Source organism: Paenibacillus qinlingensis (assembly GCF_013204845.1).
GTDB lineage: Bacteria > Bacillota > Bacilli > Paenibacillales > NBRC-103111 > Paenibacillus_E > Paenibacillus_E qinlingensis.
Genome location: NZ_JABMKY010000006.1, coordinates 223,456 through 240,848, shown reverse-complemented (window position 1 = coordinate 240,848; position 17,393 = coordinate 223,456). Strand labels below are relative to the sequence as shown.

The 17,393-nt window shown below is 45.5% G+C and carries 13 protein-coding genes; 1 reads left to right on the top strand and 12 read right to left on the bottom strand.

Translation table 11 applies throughout. The features are described 5' to 3' along the window. Positions 1 to 33: 33 nt before the first annotated feature. The 10 genes from lacZ to HQN88_RS14310 form a co-directional block, all read right to left on the bottom strand. Positions 34 to 3,156 carry a beta-galactosidase, LacZ type gene (gene lacZ, locus HQN88_RS14355; RefSeq protein ID WP_173113128.1) on the bottom strand — a complete coding sequence of 1,041 codons (3,123 nt, stop codon included), beginning with the start codon at positions 3,154 to 3,156 and terminating at the stop codon, positions 34 to 36. Between the two features lie 139 nt (positions 3,157 to 3,295). Further along, complete coding sequence (locus HQN88_RS14350; protein ID WP_173112891.1) at positions 3,296 to 4,849, bottom strand: ABC transporter substrate-binding protein; 1,554 nt, start codon at positions 4,847 to 4,849, stop codon at positions 3,296 to 3,298. 65 nt (positions 4,850 to 4,914) lie between these two features. Continuing rightward, entirely contained in the window at positions 4,915 to 5,820 is a 906-nt protein-coding gene (locus HQN88_RS14345) for a carbohydrate ABC transporter permease (RefSeq protein ID WP_173112888.1), read from the bottom strand. A gap of 18 nt (positions 5,821 to 5,838) precedes the next feature. Further along, positions 5,839 to 6,765 carry an ABC transporter permease gene (locus HQN88_RS14340; protein WP_173112885.1) on the bottom strand — a complete coding sequence of 309 codons (927 nt, stop codon included), beginning with the start codon at positions 6,763 to 6,765 and terminating at the stop codon, positions 5,839 to 5,841. 361 nt (positions 6,766 to 7,126) lie between these two features. Further along, complete coding sequence (locus HQN88_RS38650) at positions 7,127 to 7,429, bottom strand: hypothetical protein (protein ID WP_420874466.1); 303 nt, start codon at positions 7,427 to 7,429, stop codon at positions 7,127 to 7,129. Positions 7,430 to 7,486: 57 nt separating this feature from the next. Further along, on the bottom strand, positions 7,487 to 9,052 hold the full coding sequence (locus HQN88_RS14330; protein WP_173112882.1) for a response regulator transcription factor: 1,566 nt from the start codon (positions 9,050 to 9,052) through the stop codon (positions 7,487 to 7,489). Next, entirely contained in the window at positions 9,049 to 10,815 is a 1,767-nt protein-coding gene (locus HQN88_RS14325) for a sensor histidine kinase (RefSeq protein WP_173112879.1), read from the bottom strand. Before HQN88_RS14325 ends, HQN88_RS14330 begins: the two co-directional genes overlap by 4 nt. Before the next feature lie 190 nt (positions 10,816 to 11,005). Next, the gene (locus HQN88_RS14320) at positions 11,006 to 13,102 is read right to left on the bottom strand and encodes an RICIN domain-containing protein (protein WP_173112876.1); all 2,097 of its coding nucleotides are present in this window, start codon (positions 13,100 to 13,102) and stop codon (positions 11,006 to 11,008) included. A 78-nt stretch (positions 13,103 to 13,180) separates the two neighbouring features. Then, positions 13,181 to 13,369, bottom strand: a complete 189-nt coding sequence (locus HQN88_RS14315) for an RICIN domain-containing protein (protein WP_173112873.1) — start codon at positions 13,367 to 13,369, stop codon at positions 13,181 to 13,183. Between the two features lie 227 nt (positions 13,370 to 13,596). Beyond that, positions 13,597 to 15,654, bottom strand: coding sequence for a beta-galactosidase (locus tag HQN88_RS14310; RefSeq protein ID WP_173112871.1), 2,058 nt, complete (start codon positions 15,652 to 15,654; stop codon positions 13,597 to 13,599). A gap of 148 nt (positions 15,655 to 15,802) precedes the next feature. Between HQN88_RS14310 and HQN88_RS14305 the strand changes: the two genes are divergently transcribed. After that, positions 15,803 to 16,639, top strand: coding sequence for an AraC family transcriptional regulator (locus HQN88_RS14305; protein ID WP_173112868.1), 837 nt, complete (start codon positions 15,803 to 15,805; stop codon positions 16,637 to 16,639). 41 nt (positions 16,640 to 16,680) lie between these two features. On the opposite strand, the gene HQN88_RS14300 is transcribed toward HQN88_RS14305, so the two are convergent. Together HQN88_RS14300 and HQN88_RS14295 are read right to left on the bottom strand one after the other, a co-directional pair. Beyond that, on the bottom strand, positions 16,681 to 16,944 hold the full coding sequence (locus HQN88_RS14300; RefSeq protein WP_173112865.1) for a hypothetical protein: 264 nt from the start codon (positions 16,942 to 16,944) through the stop codon (positions 16,681 to 16,683). A gap of 10 nt (positions 16,945 to 16,954) precedes the next feature. After that, entirely contained in the window at positions 16,955 to 17,215 is a 261-nt protein-coding gene (locus tag HQN88_RS14295; protein WP_173112862.1) for a hypothetical protein, read from the bottom strand. Between the last annotated feature and the right edge of the window lie 178 nt (positions 17,216 to 17,393).

The following is a 17,393-nucleotide window of genomic DNA, read 5'->3' as shown; positions in this document are numbered from 1 at the left end:
CGGCTGCTAGCCGAGGCTTTTAATTTGATATACTTAGTCTATTCTACCCTGCAACGTAAAACTGAATGAATAGCTCTTGTCAGCCAACAGTAAGTATTGCGGATGAGGCTTGGAACCCCAACTATCATCACCGCCAACCCCCATCTGACGATAATTGATACGAACAACCGTTTTGTGAGTTGCCGGCAGTTTATAGACATGATCATTGGCCTCTAACTCACTTGGTGTATAAGGCAGAACGTTTAGCTCGAAGGTAGGTTCGCCTGTGATGTGCAGTGCACCGCCGCTTGGATTCGAGATCGCAGCACGGCGGACTTCCATCTTGTTGCCGCACTCCTGCGGTCTTAGATAAGGCACGAATTGATCGGCAACTTTCCCGTGGTAAAGTCCGAGTTTTGCGCTTAACTGACGATCCCAGTACGATTCATGCGGCCCTTTGCCGTACCAAGCCAGATCCGTAAAGGAGGCCTCCAGTCTAAACATGATGCCAATTTCAGGTATTTCCGGCAGGTTGCTACCTGGAATTAACTGCTGCTGCACGTGGATCGCTCCGCTGCCAAGTACGGTATACGTCATCGAGTAAACCGATTCTGATGTTGTAGGCAGCACATAAACAGCATGTACGATGACACGATCGGTCAGCGGCTCCCAACGCAATGATTGGAGAATACGTTCTTCGCCTGCACTTCGCCATGTAGCGCAGCGCTCATGCTGTTTATTACCGCGGTCGTTATCCGTATAGGCGCGCCAGAAGTTCGGCACGAGCTCCCCCATTAGAAGTTCAATATCGTCGACTTTATAGGAAAACAAGCTGCCGCTCCCTGTATCGAATCCAGCAGTGAAGCCCTCACCGCTTACAATCAACCTATCGGTTTGCAACGAAACATGAACCGGACTGTAGCTCTTCACAGGTTCAATAATAGCTCTTACTGGCTTCAAAGCCGGAAGCACGAATTGCTCGAATGCCACTTCATGACCGGCATCTGCCCATTGCTCCGCTTTCTTCGTTACAAAACTGATCGTAAGCACGGCTTCTCCGATTTGTTCGCGCTTCGGTAACGCTAGTTTTATCTCCTTGCTGTCAAGAGGTACAACCGATACGGTCAGATTACCTTCTGCACATACATCGCCGTTTACCGCAATCGTCCACTGAAGTAGATACGCATCCAAATTCGTAAACAGGTTTTTATTCGTAAAACGATAGATGCCCTCTGCCCCATCCACTTCGGTAATGTCTATATTTTCATAGCATTTCTTGGCTTCAATCAACTTTGGTGTAATGGAACGATCAGCAAGCAGAAGTCCGTTACCACAGAAATTACCGGCGTGTACCGATTCGCCAAAATCTCCACCGTAAGCCATATACTTCGTGCCGTCTGCTTCTGTCTTCCACAAACTTTGGTCAACCCAGTCCCAAATAAATCCACCCTGCAGTACCGGATATCGATCAAACAACTCGGTATAGATATGCAAACCGCCAAGGGAATTCCCCATTGCATGGCTGTACTCACACAGCATATACGGTTTTTTCGGCCCTGCCTTTTTCGCATAATGAATCAAGCCATCAGGTCTCGTATACATGTAACTTTCAACATCCGTTGCAGCGGCGGACTCCTTCCAATTCACAACACCTTCATAATGTACAAGTCGGGTCGGGTCCGCCTCGCGCAGAAAGTCATGCATCAATATGAAATTATCACCGCCGAACGCTTCATTGCCTAGCGACCACATGATGATGGAAGGGTGATTTTTGTCCCTCTGCATCATCGAATTCGCGCGGTCGATAACATTCGCCGTCCACGCTGGATTGCTGCCAGGCACCGTCGTTGGCAGCAGTTCCGTCTGACCGCCACTCCAAGTGCCGTGTGTCTCCAGATTGGTTTCGTCAATCACGTATAAGCCATATTCGTTACATAACTCGTACCAGAGCGGATTGTTCGGATAGTGTGAAGTACGCACAGCATTGATATTGTACGCCTTCATAAGGGTAATGTCGGTCAACATATCTTCCAGCGTCATCACGCGGCCAGCTTTAGCGCCAAACTCATGGCGATTGACGCCTTTGAATACGATGCGCTGCCCATTAATAAGCATGAGTCCATCTTTAATCTCGAATTTACGAAACCCTGTCTGCGTGCTGAGTGTTTCAAGCAGTTCCCCATTCTTATCCTTCAAGCTGATAACGAGCATGTACAGGTTCGGCTGCTCTGCGCTCCATTTCAGCGGATTGGCAACATGAGCCGAAACCTCCACTTGAACCTCCGCATGACTGCTGCCAAGTGTTGTACTTACCGTCATCGGCTCTGTAAACAAAGCGTTACGCTGAGCATCAAATAATTGTGCTTCTAGCGTAACTGAACCCAAATCATCTGCCCAATAGTTCATCAGCGTCGCTTTCACTTTCAGCTCTGCATCTTTGTACGCCTCATCAAGCTCCGTTGTTACGAAGAAATCATACACATGCGCTTTAGGTACCGTGTACAAGTAGACATCACGAAAAATACCGCTCAGCCGCCAGAAATCTTGATCCTCCAACCAACTTGCATCGCACCAGCGATAAACTTCAACCGCAAGCTTATTCTCACCAGCTCTTACATATGGCGTGAGGTCGAATTCAGCTGGAGTAAACGTATCCTCGCTGTACCCCACGAGTTCGCCATTGACCCACACGTAGAATGCGGACTCTACGCCTGCGAAACTAATAAAAATGGGTTGACCCCGCCATTGATCTGGCACCGTAAACGTACGGAAATACGAACCTACAGGATTGTACAAGGTTGGCGCGAAGGGGGGAACCAGTTCGGGCTCTGATGCCTCCCACGGGTAGCGAACATTCGAATATTGCGGGTAATCGTAACCCTGAAGTTGCCAATGTCCAGGCACCTGAATGTCATCCCATCCAGTGTGAGCAAAACTGTCCTCATAAAAATTCCTAATGCGCGTGGACGGGGACTCTGCGAAAGCAAATTTCCATGTACCGTTAAGCGATAAATAACTGCGCGATGCTGTACGGTCATTCTGCAGCGCCTCTTCCACGGATACGAAAGGCATCAGGGTTGCGTGTGCTTTCATGCGATTAAGTTCAAAGGTTTCTGGATTGTTATTCCATTCGGGGTATCCGTTTGCCGGTGGCGTATGTTTAAATTTTTGTTTCATCATCGATAACCTTCGTCTTTTGTAAGCAAGAAGTGCGTAACCAAACAGTAACCCGACAGATAGACACCTCCGTTAAAGGTTTCTACTCTCGGGTTACGGTTTACTTCGTGGGACCCATGCCTTTTACTGCATGGCCTATTTATTTATTTTCTGCAAGGAACGTGTTAATTTGATTTTGAAGTTCAGCTTGAATTTTCTCTACGCCTGCTGCCTTCAGTTGCGCTTGTAGGTCAGCCAATCCCTTGTCCGTTTCTTTTACAAGACCGTATTCGAGTGGCAGTCCATAGCGAGTCATCACATTACTAACATTCGAAACTTCATTCACAACTTTGGAGTTATCAAACACGAACGTTTCTAGTTTGAAATGCGTAACTTGGTTTTTCCATTTGCCCTCGATGTCTTTCGCCGCTTGCGGATAAGTCGTCTCAATGCGATTCATCGGAGATTGGAAGCTCCAATTCGTGAACGTGTTGAAACTTCCGAATTTATCCGTTTTCGTAAATTGATCGTTGCCGACAGCCGTATAGTGCGTGCCTTCGATTCCGTACATCATTAGATCATGAAGTTGCTTGTCATTTTGGAACAAGTCGAGCACCATGAGCGAGCGTTCTGGGGATTTGGATGTCGCATGGATAGCCATACCGTTTTGCGTCGAAATTGCCGTTGTTTTCTTGCTGTCTGGAGCGATATCCGCTATGCCGATTTTCCAATCCGGGTGTACACTTTTAACAGCAGAAACAGATGAAGCACCTGAAGATAACGTATGGGAATAGGACGCAATTTTACCTGATTTAAAGTCTTCTGACTGGCTTCCTTTGTAAGTCAGCACATCTCTCATCCATGCGCCATTGTCAGCGAGATTTTTGTAGTAAGGGAGCAGGTCTTTGAATTCTGGCGTATCGTAGACATTAAACACTTTGCCCGTTGCATCTCCAATATTGAATGCGAACGGTGTACCATCAATCTGCTTCCAATTGTTTTTCTGTACCAACAACGGCGTGTCGAGCGCATTCATACTCATAAGCGTAGGGCCAAATGGCGTTACACCTTTTTCATTTTTCACAATCGCATCCGTAAATTTCGCGAATGAAGCCGCGTCTGTAATAGGTGGCAAGTTATACTTCTCGCGCAAATCTTCACGATAAATGACGAGCTTCTCCTTATATTCGTTCGCGATATTGTAAGGAACCATGTAAACCTTGCTTTTAACTCGTGCTTGATCCCACTTTACTTTATCCATGGCTTTCCAGGTTAGCGGCGCATACTTGGCAAGGTTTGCATCCGTTAGTTCAAGGAAGCCGCCTTTATTGGCTTGGTCAGCGTAATTCGCCCAGTTGGCCGTAAAGACGAGGTCGAAATCTTCATTAGCCGCGAATTTCAGCGGATATTTCTGCTTCCAGTCGGACCAATCCAAGAACTCTGTTTCAAGGGTAGCGTTTACTTTTTGTTTCAAGACTTTATTGATTTCTCCGAATACCAGATCGTAATCGGCTGGTTTCGGTCCGAGCAAGATCATCTTCAAAGTAACGGCTTTGGAAGTATCAATAGCCCCATCTTTCGGATTTGCCGTAGCTGTGCTCTGGGCATTATTCGCAGCGGTGTTCGTTTTGTCACTATTTCCGCATGCGCTAAGCATCATAGATGCTGCCAAAAGACTTGTTAACACGATCCCTAGTGATTTTTTTGTACTCATTATTATTGCAAGCCCCTTTCGATTCCACTTCACGTATTTATATTGATAACCAGGTTTCCCTGGGATTACCCCTTAACAGCACCGATTGTTAATCCTTTTACGAAATACTTTTGGATGAACGGATAGGCAAGGATGATTGGACCCGTGGCAACGACGGTCATGGCCATTTTCAAGCTTTCCCCCGGAATCGTGACCGTCACGCTCGACCCAGATCCTGCCATAGCATCACGCATACCCTCCAGGTTGCCTAGCATCTTATACAAGTAGTATTGCAGCGGCATCAGATTTTCGTCGGAAACAAACAGCAAGGCCATATACCAATCGTTCCAATGACTGAGTGCGATGAAGAGACCGATGGTCGCCAGCGCGGGCTTGGAAAGCGGAAGAATCAGATTAAGGAAGATTCGAAAATCGCCAGCGCCATCTATTTTGGCTGACTCCGAGATCGCATCAGGAATACCGCTCATGAACGCTCTCATGACAAGAATGTTGAACACATTCACCAGCGTCGGCAAAATAAGTACGATCAATTTATCTTTCATGTCCAAATAGTTGACGATTAGCAAGTACCACGGAACAAGCCCTCCGCTGAACAGCGTGGTAAAAAAGAAGTAAAAGGCGAAATGATTACGCCACTTGAAATCTTTGCGGCATAGCACATATGCGGTCATTGCTGTCAGGAACAAGCCGAGCACGGTGCTGACGACGGTAACCGTAATGGTTACGCCGTATGCCCTAAGAATCGCATCTGGAAATTCGAAGATCAAGCGATAGGCTTCAGTCGCAAATATTTTCGGAAACATACTATATCCATCTATACGGATTGCGTTCTCATCGTTGAACGACGAGGCCAGAACGATCCAAAAGGGTATGATGCTTATTAGAGCCATACTAATTAGCGTGATGTACCCGATGATGGAGAGAAAGAACCTATCCTTCTGTAGGCCGCGTTTAACGGCTGTCGCGTGCATATGATTTGTCCCCCTCTTTTAGAATAAAGCACGATCTTTATCGTATTTACGTACCGCATAGTTGACCAATAGAATTGTCACAAAGCCGAGCACTGATTGATAGACACCCGCAGCGGCGGACATGCCGATCTCATTGGTGGTCATCAGTAAGCGGAAGACAAAAGTATCAATCACGTCCGTTGACGAGAACAGCATGCCGTTGTTGCCAACCAAATTGTAGAACATACCGAAGTCGCCGCGGAAGATATGGCCAACAGATAGCAACACTAGAATCGTCAGTGTCGGTATTAAGTTGGGAACAGTCACATGCCATATACGCTGGAACACGTTCGCTCCGTCAATTTCAGCTGCTTCGTACATTTCGGTGTCAATACTTGTAATAGCCGCTAGATACATCACTGTGCCATAACCGAGAGACTTCCAGATATTGAAGAATAACAAGATGTACGGCCAATACCCCGGCGTATTGTAAATATCGATCTTCTCCATGCCAAGCGATGTCAATAAATTGTTGATTGTGCCAATGTCGTAGCTGAAGAAACTGTAAGCAATCGAGCCGACGACCACCCAAGAGATGAAATAAGGCAGGAACATCGCTGATTGGATGATTTTACGAAACCATTTGCCGCCGACTTCAAATAGCAGAATCGCCGCTGAGATTTGCAATACATTGCCGATAATAATAAAGCCTAGGTTATACAGCGCCGTATTCCGCGTCACCAGCCAAGCGTTGCCGGATTGGAAGAAAAATTTGAAATTATCTAACCCTGCCCACGGGCTTCCAAAAATACCCCCAGTGTAGTTGTATTTCTTGAAAGCAATTACGATCCCAGCCATTGGGATATATGAAAACAGTAAACATAGAAGCACAGTTGGCATTATCATAAGAAGCAAGGTTCTATTCTTTACTAGTTCATGCCAGAATCTTTGTTGTCTCTTTATCATATCTCTACTCCTCTCTCTGTTTCTTATTATAGAGGGATCCATAATTCGATATCATTCAGCAGAACAACTAAAATTAATACTAAATCTACGAATATATAAAATTGTTCTTGTGAAACAATTTTACGAATCATGTCTCAGGATATATTCTTCTGGTAACTTGAAGGGAACGTAGCGCCGCTATTTTATCTCCAATGATCTATGTTCCCTTGGGAAGGGAACTTAGATGTTCTATTTCCTCCGAAACAGCTTAAAACCACTGCTACCTGCATCAATAGCGCATCCTCATTCCCCTGCGACAAACGAAACGGTACTTTTGCTTCAATTAGCGCACCACCGTTCCCCTTCGACTACGAACCCTCAATTATGCCAAACTTATAAGTTTATACTTGAACAGTAAAAAGCAGCAGAGGATCATTCCTCTACTGCTTTTCCTGTAATTACAATGTTGTCGTAAATCGTTAATCCAACCAGGGGCTCCCCATTGCAAAATATCAAGTTTAATCTTCGGATTCCGCTTCTTCGCTTCGCGCATTAACCAAAGCTCGTATCCGCGACGCATATTGGGATTGGCAAGCTCCTCCCTCGTTCTCGCGTGGGTTGGCTCTGTTCCTTTGTGGAAAAAATATCTCCGCCTACTTCGACCTTTAAATGGGTATAGAGGGATAGATAATAAGATATTAGTTAGCAGAACAACTAAGATTAATACAAAATCTAAGCCATTTTAAATTTTGTTCTTTTTACGATAATCTCTTGGCGTCATACCTGTTGCCTGCTTGAAGGAGCGATTAAAATAAATAACATTTTTGTAACCAATTTTGTCTGCGATTTCGTACACTTTCATCCGTGGATCATCAAGCAGCTCACAAGCACGCTTCATGCGGACGTTATTCATAAAGTCACTGAAGCCCATCCCCGTCTCCGCTTTAAACAAATGACCCAAATAGTTGGGCGTAAAGTCGAATTTCGCGGCAACTTCCTTCAGCGTCACTTTGTTCTCTATTAATCCTTCCACATAGTTCATCATATCCGCAATCAATTTGCGGTCCTGTTTCCGCCTCTTCATAAACAGCAGCTCAGACAACTCGAATAGTCTTCTGCGCAGCCAGGATACAATATCATTCATCGTTTCGAATTCGAACAGAATATCGGGTTGATGGGATTCCCAGTTGAGAAGCTCATACAAATTCTCCTGTAATTGTTGTATATCCCCATGTAATTTGGATGTCATACGGATAATCAGATCATAGGCCTCACTCTTGCGATGTGGCGCAAAGTCGGGACGGAATATAGCCATTAAGCAATCATCAATTTTCACCAAATCATAGTCGAGTATGGCTTGCAGTAACTCATCAAAAATCTGTTCAACTTGAACAGTTCCCGTTCTCATAAGTTGTTGGGATGTCATTTCGCGGATCACTCTATTTTTACCCAGCATCCACTTGATGCTGAGCGCCACCTCTGCTTGACGATACGAATTATGAAGCTCATCTTGGCTATGCGCGCGAACACCAAGGCCAATGGTTATGGTGAACGGAAAAGCCTCCCGGAAAACACGTATCAAATCTTCTAGCTCTGTTTCGACGCCTCCCGTTGACAAAAGAACGAATCGATTTGCGAAACCGTTCATTAGACTTCCCAATCCATTCTTCTTAACCGTATCCATCAGATATTGCTCTACGCTTGTCCATAATTCGCGCCGCTCTTCTACGGTCAGTTCTTTCGAATGTCTTTCAAAGTCATCAGCCTCAATTAAAGCCACCGCGGTACCCTTTTCAATAAAAGGCGCCACAAACTCGTTCAATCGCTCTTCAGCTGCAGCCGAAGACGCTTCTTGGAACCAGCGAAGCAGCAATTCCCGCTGTACATAGGGCAATGCCTCAATTAGCGTGGAGCGATGACGACGATCCTCCTCTACCTTCGCACAAAGACCTGTAATCATCTTAGCCAGCTCACCGTCATCGACGGGTTTCAACAAGTAGTCATAGGCTTCTAGTTGCATGGCTTCCTTCGCATAGCTGAAGTCTTCATGTCCGCTTATAAAAGCAATCCGGACCTCCGGGTTAATGTCTCTCGCTTTGCGCGCGAATTCGAACCCCGACATAATCGGCATGCGGATATCAGACAGGATGATATCCACTCTTTCTTCCTTCATTAAAGCAAGTGCGGCAAAACCACTCTTCGCCGTACCTACAACTCGCAGTCCTTGAGGATGAGTTGCCTCTACCCTTACCCGCAGCCATTCCAAATCAATCGCTTCGTCATCGACAAGCAGTATGTGAATGTTCACGTTTGATCGCCACCCCTTCCTGTAGGATTTAGAGAGAAACTCGTTATGTCGACCTCTGGAAACGCGTTTATATGAAAAGGCAACAAAATCTGAACGGTTGTCCCGCCGCCGAAAATACTGGCAATTTGCACGCCATAATCAGCGCCATATCGGAGTTTTATTCTTTCATTCACGTTCTTCAATCCATATGCGTTGGATTGTGCCCCGCCGCGAAGCAACTTGTCTACGGTATCTGGCCGCATGCCGATGCCGTTATCAATAACCTTCAACTCCAACCGCTCCTCTACACGCTTCGCCGTTATACGAATCGCGATGGTTTCACCGAACCAAGCATGTTTAAACACATTTTCAACGAATGGCTGCACCAGCAATTTAATGATTTGCACATCTTTGACTTCCGGGTCCATGTCAATAAACACTTGAAACGCAGACGCATATTTAACCTTTTGGATGTCAAGATACGCCTCAACCTGATCTAATTCTTTTTGCAGCGGAATAAGAACTTGCCCTTCGTTTAGCGTCAATCGATAGAAGCGAGAGAGCAGCTTTACCATCTCTGTCACTTCGCGTGTCTTGCCCAGATTGCTTAAGGAGCTGATTGTCGACAAGGTATTGTATAGAAAATGAGGATTAATTTGTGCTTGCAGGGCCTCAAGTTCTGCCTGCTTTTTTTGAACCCCTTGATTGTACACATCTTGAATGAGTTGCTGAATACTGCTTGCCATGCGATTGAAGGAATGGGCGATGAGTTCAAACTCGTCGTTGCCACTCACAGAAAGCCGTCGATCGAGTTTGCCCTCCTGAAAGGATCGAATGAACAAGACAATTCGTTTCATTCTTCGTCCAGACAATGTCGCTACGACAAATCCGATTAGCCCCATCACAAGAAAACTTACTGCACAGATCAGCCCGATCGTCACCTGCAACCGCTTCGCATCCTTGTTCAAATAATCGAGTGGAACGCGAACTTCAATCGTAAACGAATTGCCTTCAATGTCTTCCCGCAAATTCAGAAACTTCTCGCCACTCTCCCCAGGATTACGCTCGAATAACGTATGGCCAGTCCGCTGGTCGTAGAAACGTAAGCCAAGACCCTGCTCTGGATATTTGGCTATGTTGTCAAGCAAGCTGTTTAGATTAACGGTTATTTTAATATATCCAATGACGTTGCTATAGTCCGTAAATAAGACGAGCTTGCGGAAAAGGGATACATTGCCTCGCTCCTGGTCTATATCCGTTTGAAACCAGAGATTATCTGCGCCTTCCGCCTGCAGTTTTTGAAACCATGCACTGCCCTCCAACGATGAAAATGACTGAATAAAATAATCACTTCTAGTAATCGGATTCGTGTCCGATGAGCCCATGGATTCACCAATATCCGGGTTGACTGGGTAGAGCGTTAGCCAGATCGGGCTTCCGAACAATTCAAGCGGAGCTTGAAGCAGCGGAATCACTTCATCCATGACTGTTAAGTACATGCTGCGCCTGTCGTCATGCTTTATAAGGGCGCGTTGGAACGGTAAATTGCCAAACAACAGATCAGAGATTCGCTGAATTTCTGCCATGCGGTAATTGGCATTATTGCGGGTCTGCTCAAGTGCTGCCCGAATACCCGTCTGCGCTACTTCCGTACGTGACTTTACAAGCATGGTATACGAGGCATAGCCTATCGCTGCGTCAGTAATCAGTACGAGCAAGAGATACGGAATCATCATTTTATACGTAAATGGCATGTATTTGCTTTTGAAGAACAATCGAGCCATATTAAAGTCAACCCTTCTACGAGTGAATTACGGTCAGAGATACGGTTAAACTTTAGAACGTTGTCTTTCAGTTTAGCGTATACGCGCATGCCTAGAATATACAGGAAAACAACGAAAAAGCGTATATTATCAACTATTGTATCAGAAAATGAAAAACCGGAGACGTGTTATGTCCCCGGTCACTTTCAAATTAAGGATTAAGAACCGTAAAGCTCCAGTTCTGGTTCAGAGAGCTCGATTCTGCCCACTGCATATTAATTGCCCCATCGGCCGTACTCCCACCGGAAAAACCAAGCATTTTTCCACTATTTACATTTTTGAGCTTGTAGTAGCCGCCACCTACATCAACAAGCTGCCATAGTTGGCTATTGGAGCTGCTAGCTGTGTTAATGACGCTACTCGCGCCATTGGCTGTGGAAGAACTGGCAATATCCATGTAAGTGCCACTGTTTACGTTTTTAATTTTATAGGAGCCATTCGCATATTCGAATTGCCAAGACTGGCTTATCGCGCCTGCAAAAGTACGTTGCTCGATATTCGTACCTGCTGCGATTGCGTTCCCGACTGTACCAAGTGACTTAGTACTATTACGGTTTGCAATCGCATATGTCTTCGTCAAATCAATCGGTGCAACGGCGTCGAGGCGCCACGTTTGGTTCGCTGAACCAGTTTCTGCCCACTGGATAACAGGAGCACCGTCTCCCGTTGAACCACCACTAATGCCTAACACCTTGCCACTGTTGCGGTTTTTAATTTTATAGTTGCCGCCACCTGCGTCGATAAGCTGCCATTGCTGACTATTTGCGCTGCTAGCCGTCCATTGAATGCTCTGTCCGCCATCCGTCGTTGATGCGCTTTGAATATCCATGTATTTGCCACTGTTCGTATTTTGGATTTTGTAATAACCGGAACCTGCCTCAACAAATTTCCATGACTGACTAGCTGTTCCGGTATAAGGACGCTGCTCGAGTGTTGCGCCATCTGTCGTCAGATTGCTCGTTATGCCAAGTGCCTTGCTCGAGTTGCCGTTCACGATCGCATAGGTTAACTGCGTATCTACAGCAAATGCAGGAGCTGTTGGGCTCCATGTACCCGCAGCCAAGTCCATATACCATTGTTGATACCCGTTAAGAATAGGCTTGCCAGCACTATCAAAGGTCAGAGGATACCACTGGTTTCGACCAGGACCATAGCTTCCAGGCGTACCGTCACTATTCTTCATATTGTTCCAACGGTCGCCAATGAACAGATAGGTCGTACCTGCAGTTCCTTGAATGGCAAAGACTTGATCAAATTGAGTATCGAACGAATTGGTACCCGTAGGACTACTTCCCGTATACGTGGAGCCATTCCATGAGGTTGTCCCCACCTTCGTAGCTGAACTCCATGCACCCGTTACACTTGATGCGGTATAGTAATACGTTGGACTAGATTTCCAACCGTTGGTCTCGGATGCCAGCATATAGTACGTCGAACCTACTTTGAACAACGTTGTTGCTTCTTTATACGGAGCTATTGATTCAAATAGTTTCACTGGCGTAATCGTAATCTCATATTCATTACTTCCATTCATCTGTGTATCCACTCTGCCGATATAAATGCCGGAATTGTAATCAGGTTGAAGGCTGCCATCTGGTTTCAATTTGGACGTTAGTCTCCGATCAACGGTTTGCGTAATGTAAGTGGTGCCATCCATGTCGGTATAAATGGACCCTAGATCTCCATTTCCATATAAACCGCCTGGATTTGCAATGACTTTCTGGAATTCAAACGGACCTACTGGTGAATCGCTATACCAGATTGAAATGGAGACACGGTAATCACAGCAGCCCCATTCCAAGTACATCACATATTTACCGAGCTCGTTGTTATATTGAACTAAGGGCCTGCCGAACCATTGATTAAGACTGAAAGTGTCAGCGCCAAGCTTGGCATCAATGGAAGGGAAGTTAACTATTTCCCGATGTGCCGTCCAATTTACGAGATCTGTCGACGAGTATGCACTCACTTTCTTTTTCCAATTTGGATTTAGCGTATTGTCTGCTAACTTCATGGGCTCTGACGCGTCCAAGCCGTACCAATAGTAAGTATCTCCTTCTTTCATCATCCAGCCGCCTTGGGACCAGATCGGATCACCATTCGTTGCATACTTATTTACAGCGTTTACAATTGGCGTCGAGGCTGCATGCGCAGGATGTGCATATACAAAGCTAGTCACTGCGATCAGTACAGCTAACAGAAACGTAACGATTTTTTTCGAAACAAATGACTGTTGATTCATCTTCATAAGGGAATGCACCTCTCCTTGGTGTAATTGTAAGGAAATTTTCGTCTGCCTGAATCCCAGGTGGTTCGGTCAAATTATCTACAGATTTACATGTATTTCTCTAAACTTCCAGGACTGGCTTGCCGCACCCGAATAGGGACGCTGTTCAATATTTGTACCTGCTACTGTCGCCTCGCCTACCGTTCCAATCACTTTGCTGCTATTGCGGTTAGTGATCGCAATTGAAATTTGTCGAACAGATAACTTCAAAGCGTACAACACTTTCATTCTTGTAGTGCCTTACATCATAAGCCTCCTCTATCCTTAGATTTGATGAAACGCTTTCATCACACGCTCAGTTTAGCCCACTGCGTGAATCCCTGAACAGCGATTCAATCAACGAAAACTAAACGTTTTCAACTATTTAGAGACCGAGAATGGCCATAGGATCTCAATAAAACGCAAAACCGACTGCTTCTCATTTCAGCAGTCGGTTCATATGTTTATTCAGTCTTTCATTTGCTGCGTTTAAGTAGCACAATCCCATTAATCGGCAGATCGACTACACCTTCTACCGCTTCATTTGACTCCAAATACGTGTAGGCTCTATCATCAAGCGCAATTTGTTCGTTTTGACCACTGAAATTCATGATAAATACATAATCCGCCACTCCGTCCGTTCGCACCTGAACGGTTACTCCCTGAGGGAGGTACGTATTCATCGCTCTTGTAACGCCAGTTTGCTCAACCAGTTTCGCGTAAAATGCTTGGAGAAAATCTGCCTTTAGCCGTGTGGCCATGTGATAGGCTTTCCCTTCTCCCAACCGATTTAGCGTAAGTGCGGGTTGCCCTGCATAAAAGCTATCTGTATAAACTCCTAGCACCTCTGCGCCTTCGGTATGGATCAGTTCACAGATCTCATGCGACTCGAAAGTGCCCGTTAGTCCAAGTTGATTATCTATTGACATCGATAAGCCATTGCGATCGTGGTCGTATAGGCCTTCAATCTCTTCTGCCCATATGCCGAGCGTTTTCCGAAGCGGTCCCGGGAATCCGCCCAGATGACACAAATCATGCTCGTTCACAATACCAGACCAATACGTTGTTACCAGCGTTCCGCCTTGCTCAACGAACCTTTGGAGTTTGCGTCCCGTTTCTTCGCGGCAAAGATACAACATTGGCGCAACGACTAGCTTGTATGCAGATAGGTCATCCTCCGAGCCAATAACATCAACCGGTACACCTTGTTCCCAGAATGCTTGATGATGGGCAAAAATGGTTTCCTCATAATGAATACCCATATTGCGCGGTCCTTGAGCGTCTTTAACTGCCCACCGGTTATCCCAATCGAACAGAATAGCTGTTTCCGAAGGCGTCGTAGTGCCTACTACTTCGATAATATTGGATAAGGTCTCACCCAGCTCTGCTACATCCTTAAACACGCGTGTATGTTCATGTCCGCAATGGTCAACGACGGCTCCATGAAATTTCTCACTGGATCCTCTGCTTTTACGCCATTGGAAATATTGTACGGAATCTGAGCCATGCGCTACAGCTTGAAGAGAGGACAATCGGTGCATACCAGGTTGTTTCAGCTTGCTGACCGACTGCCAATTCGTAAGACTAGGTGTGCTTTCCATCAGCAAGAACGGCATCTGCTTCAGTGAGCGGAACAGGTCGTGGTAGAAGGCAATGTAAGCAGCTAATTGGCTGTCGCTCTTCTGTTCATGCCAAGTTGGATAGGCATCCCACGAAATAACGTCCAACAGATCAGCAAACTTGCGATAGTCTAGCCCTTCAATTAAATGCATATTCGTTGTAACCGGGAGTGCAGGATTAGCTCCCCGAACCGCATCAATCTCATGCTTGCAGAAATCGATTGTTTGGTCCGTAACGAATCGACGCCAATCCAAGTTATGCCCGTGTAACATATTTTCACCATGTGGAGCTGGAGATTCAACTTGCTGCCAATCCGTATACGTATGCGCCCAGAAGGAAGTCCACCATGCCGCATTTAATGCTTCCAGCGTGCCATATTTCTTTTGCAGCCACGCACGGAAAGCATCCTGGCAATACGCACAATGGCAATCTCCGCCAAATTCATTGGAAATGTGCCAGCCAATAACCGCTGGATGCTGACCATACCGTTCAGCAAGTTTGTTATTAATAATTCCTGTCTTCTCTCGATAGATGGGGCTGGTGAAGCAATGATTATGTCTGATGCCATGCAAATTGCGTACGCGGTTGGCTCCTACCCTTCTCACTTCTGGATAGCGATCTGACATCCACGCAGGACGCGCTCCACTAGGTGTTGAGAGCCATGCATAGATGCCATTCTCAGCAAACCTATTCAAAATCTGATCCATCCACTCGAAAGTAAACGTTCCCTCAGCAGGCTCTAGTGCAGTCCATGCAAAAATACCAATAGCCATCACATTGCAGCCAGCCAGCTTCATCAGGCGAATATCTTCTTCCAACACCTGTGGGTCGTGAAGCCATTGGTCTGGATTATAATCAGCGCCGTGCATCATGACGGGCAGTTTAGGGCTAATTGGTTGAAATTTGTGAGTCATATTCAAATCATCTCTCCTCATTAGTAAACGTCAGTAGTAATCGTCGTATTCACTTATTAATTTTGATTATAGGAGAAAAAGTTGATAAACTAATAGAACTTACGATATTAAAAATCGTACAATATGAACATTGGTGGTGACAGATCGTATGATGCCATTTCTTCTAGCTGAATTTGCTTTGCTCGAGAACAAGTTGCCTCTCTATGTGTATTGTGTTGGCAGTCATGAGCAGAAGCATCTTCTAAGACCCGATGGGTATCCCACCCACCAACTCTTCTTAAGTCGAAGCGGGAAAGGAATATTTCGCATAGAAGGTAATCGCGATATGGTGATGACGCCTGGTACCATGCTCATCCTTCCCGCCGGTGTACCCCATGAATATTTTCCTGATGATAGTGAAGATGCATGGGAGCTAGGCTTCGTGGCTTTTAGCGGCTCTACTGCAAGTGCCGTTCTCGAGCACCTAGGTAACCAAAAACCGACGCTATTAAAGAAAACGCAATTCCATGCGTATTGGAATAAGCTTGAATCCTTATGGCAACTAATCAATTTGAATGGCGAAAGCGGTTATTGGGAAGCATCTAGGAAAATGTATGATTTCCTGTTATCTGTCCTTGAAGGACAGTCTAATCAAGAAATAAAGCAGCGAATGAAACCAGTCGGGCAATCCAATCCTGCTCTTCAAGAAGCGATCAAACTCATACATGATCACTATAATGAACGTTTGCATTTATCCAACTTAGCTAGAGCTGTCGGATACTCTGTTCAACATTTCCACCGTTTGTTCGTTGGCATTTATGGCATTTCCCCCATGTTGTATATCCAACAGATCCGAATGCGTCGTTCTGTCCAACTATTTGAAGAGAACCCTTCGATGACTGTTGAGAAAGTGGCTCAGCAACTGGGTATGGAGACTAGCTATTTCATCCGAATTTTCAAACGAACGTATGGCCAGACGCCCAAACAATATTTTAAATATGAATAAGGAGCTAAGCATGATAAATGCTTAACTCCTTCGTTTCATGATTAAGGTGTCGTAAGGTTCAGATTATCAAAATGAAATACGCCCGTTTGCTGTTTGTACGCTTGCAACACAATACGAAGCTGATTACTTGTCGGCGTAAAAGCAAGATTAATTGATTTCGTTGTATTCGTGAAATCTTGCGCAATGATCTGAGCGCCGTCATACACATACACGTAGCCATACGTTGGATCGCCTGTACGCCATATGCTGCATGTAAATCCACCATGTCCTTGAATAATTGCAGAGCTCCCGGATGGCATGGGCAATATTGAAAGGTCAATCCATCTTCACATAAATCCCATAGGCATCGTGTTTTAGTACGAAGTCGACATGTCCTAAACTTTGAATAAAGGGGATAACTTCCATCCCAAATTGTTCTGCCGTTGCAAGCATTTCACGGATATCTTGTTGGGTAAACCCATTTGGATGATGGATATATGGCAGATTCTGATAAGGAAACTGATCTTCATATTCAATTAAAAGTGTATTTATTCGTAAATGTGCCAGCCGCTCAATGGTTTCTTTCACATAAGACATCAAGGGAACACTTCCTTTGAAGTCCAAATGATGCCCACGAACAGCTAAATCCGGCCAATCCGCCAATCACCAAAGGAACCATTGCAGCATTCAACCTGTTTAACTTCAGGAAAAAACGTCCAGTTTTCGTTGGTCATGAAGCATCACTCCTCGATAAAAGATCACCCCAGCCGATCTC

Bases quoted from the DNA above. Each gene is read 5' to 3' on its own strand.
- lacZ (WP_173113128.1), bottom strand. From the start codon at position 3,156: ATGAAACAAAAATTTAAACATACGCCACCGGCAAACGGATACCCCGAA.
- HQN88_RS14350 (WP_173112891.1), bottom strand. From the start codon at position 4,849: ATGAGTACAAAAAAATCACTAGGGATCGTGTTAACAAGTCTTTTGGCA.
- HQN88_RS14345 (WP_173112888.1), bottom strand. From the start codon at position 5,820: ATGCACGCGACAGCCGTTAAACGCGGCCTACAGAAGGATAGGTTCTTT.
- HQN88_RS14340 (WP_173112885.1), bottom strand. From the start codon at position 6,765: ATGATAAAGAGACAACAAAGATTCTGGCATGAACTAGTAAAGAATAGA.
- HQN88_RS14325 (WP_173112879.1), bottom strand. From the start codon at position 10,815: ATGGCTCGATTGTTCTTCAAAAGCAAATACATGCCATTTACGTATAAA.
- HQN88_RS14320 (WP_173112876.1), bottom strand. From the start codon at position 13,102: ATGAAGATGAATCAACAGTCATTTGTTTCGAAAAAAATCGTTACGTTT.
- HQN88_RS14315 (WP_173112873.1), bottom strand. From the start codon at position 13,369: ATGAAAGTGTTGTACGCTTTGAAGTTATCTGTTCGACAAATTTCAATT.
- HQN88_RS14310 (WP_173112871.1), bottom strand. From the start codon at position 15,654: ATGACTCACAAATTTCAACCAATTAGCCCTAAACTGCCCGTCATGATG.
- HQN88_RS14305 (WP_173112868.1), top strand. From the start codon at position 15,803: ATGATGCCATTTCTTCTAGCTGAATTTGCTTTGCTCGAGAACAAGTTG.
- HQN88_RS14295 (WP_173112862.1), bottom strand. From the start codon at position 17,215: ATGTCTTATGTGAAAGAAACCATTGAGCGGCTGGCACATTTACGAATA.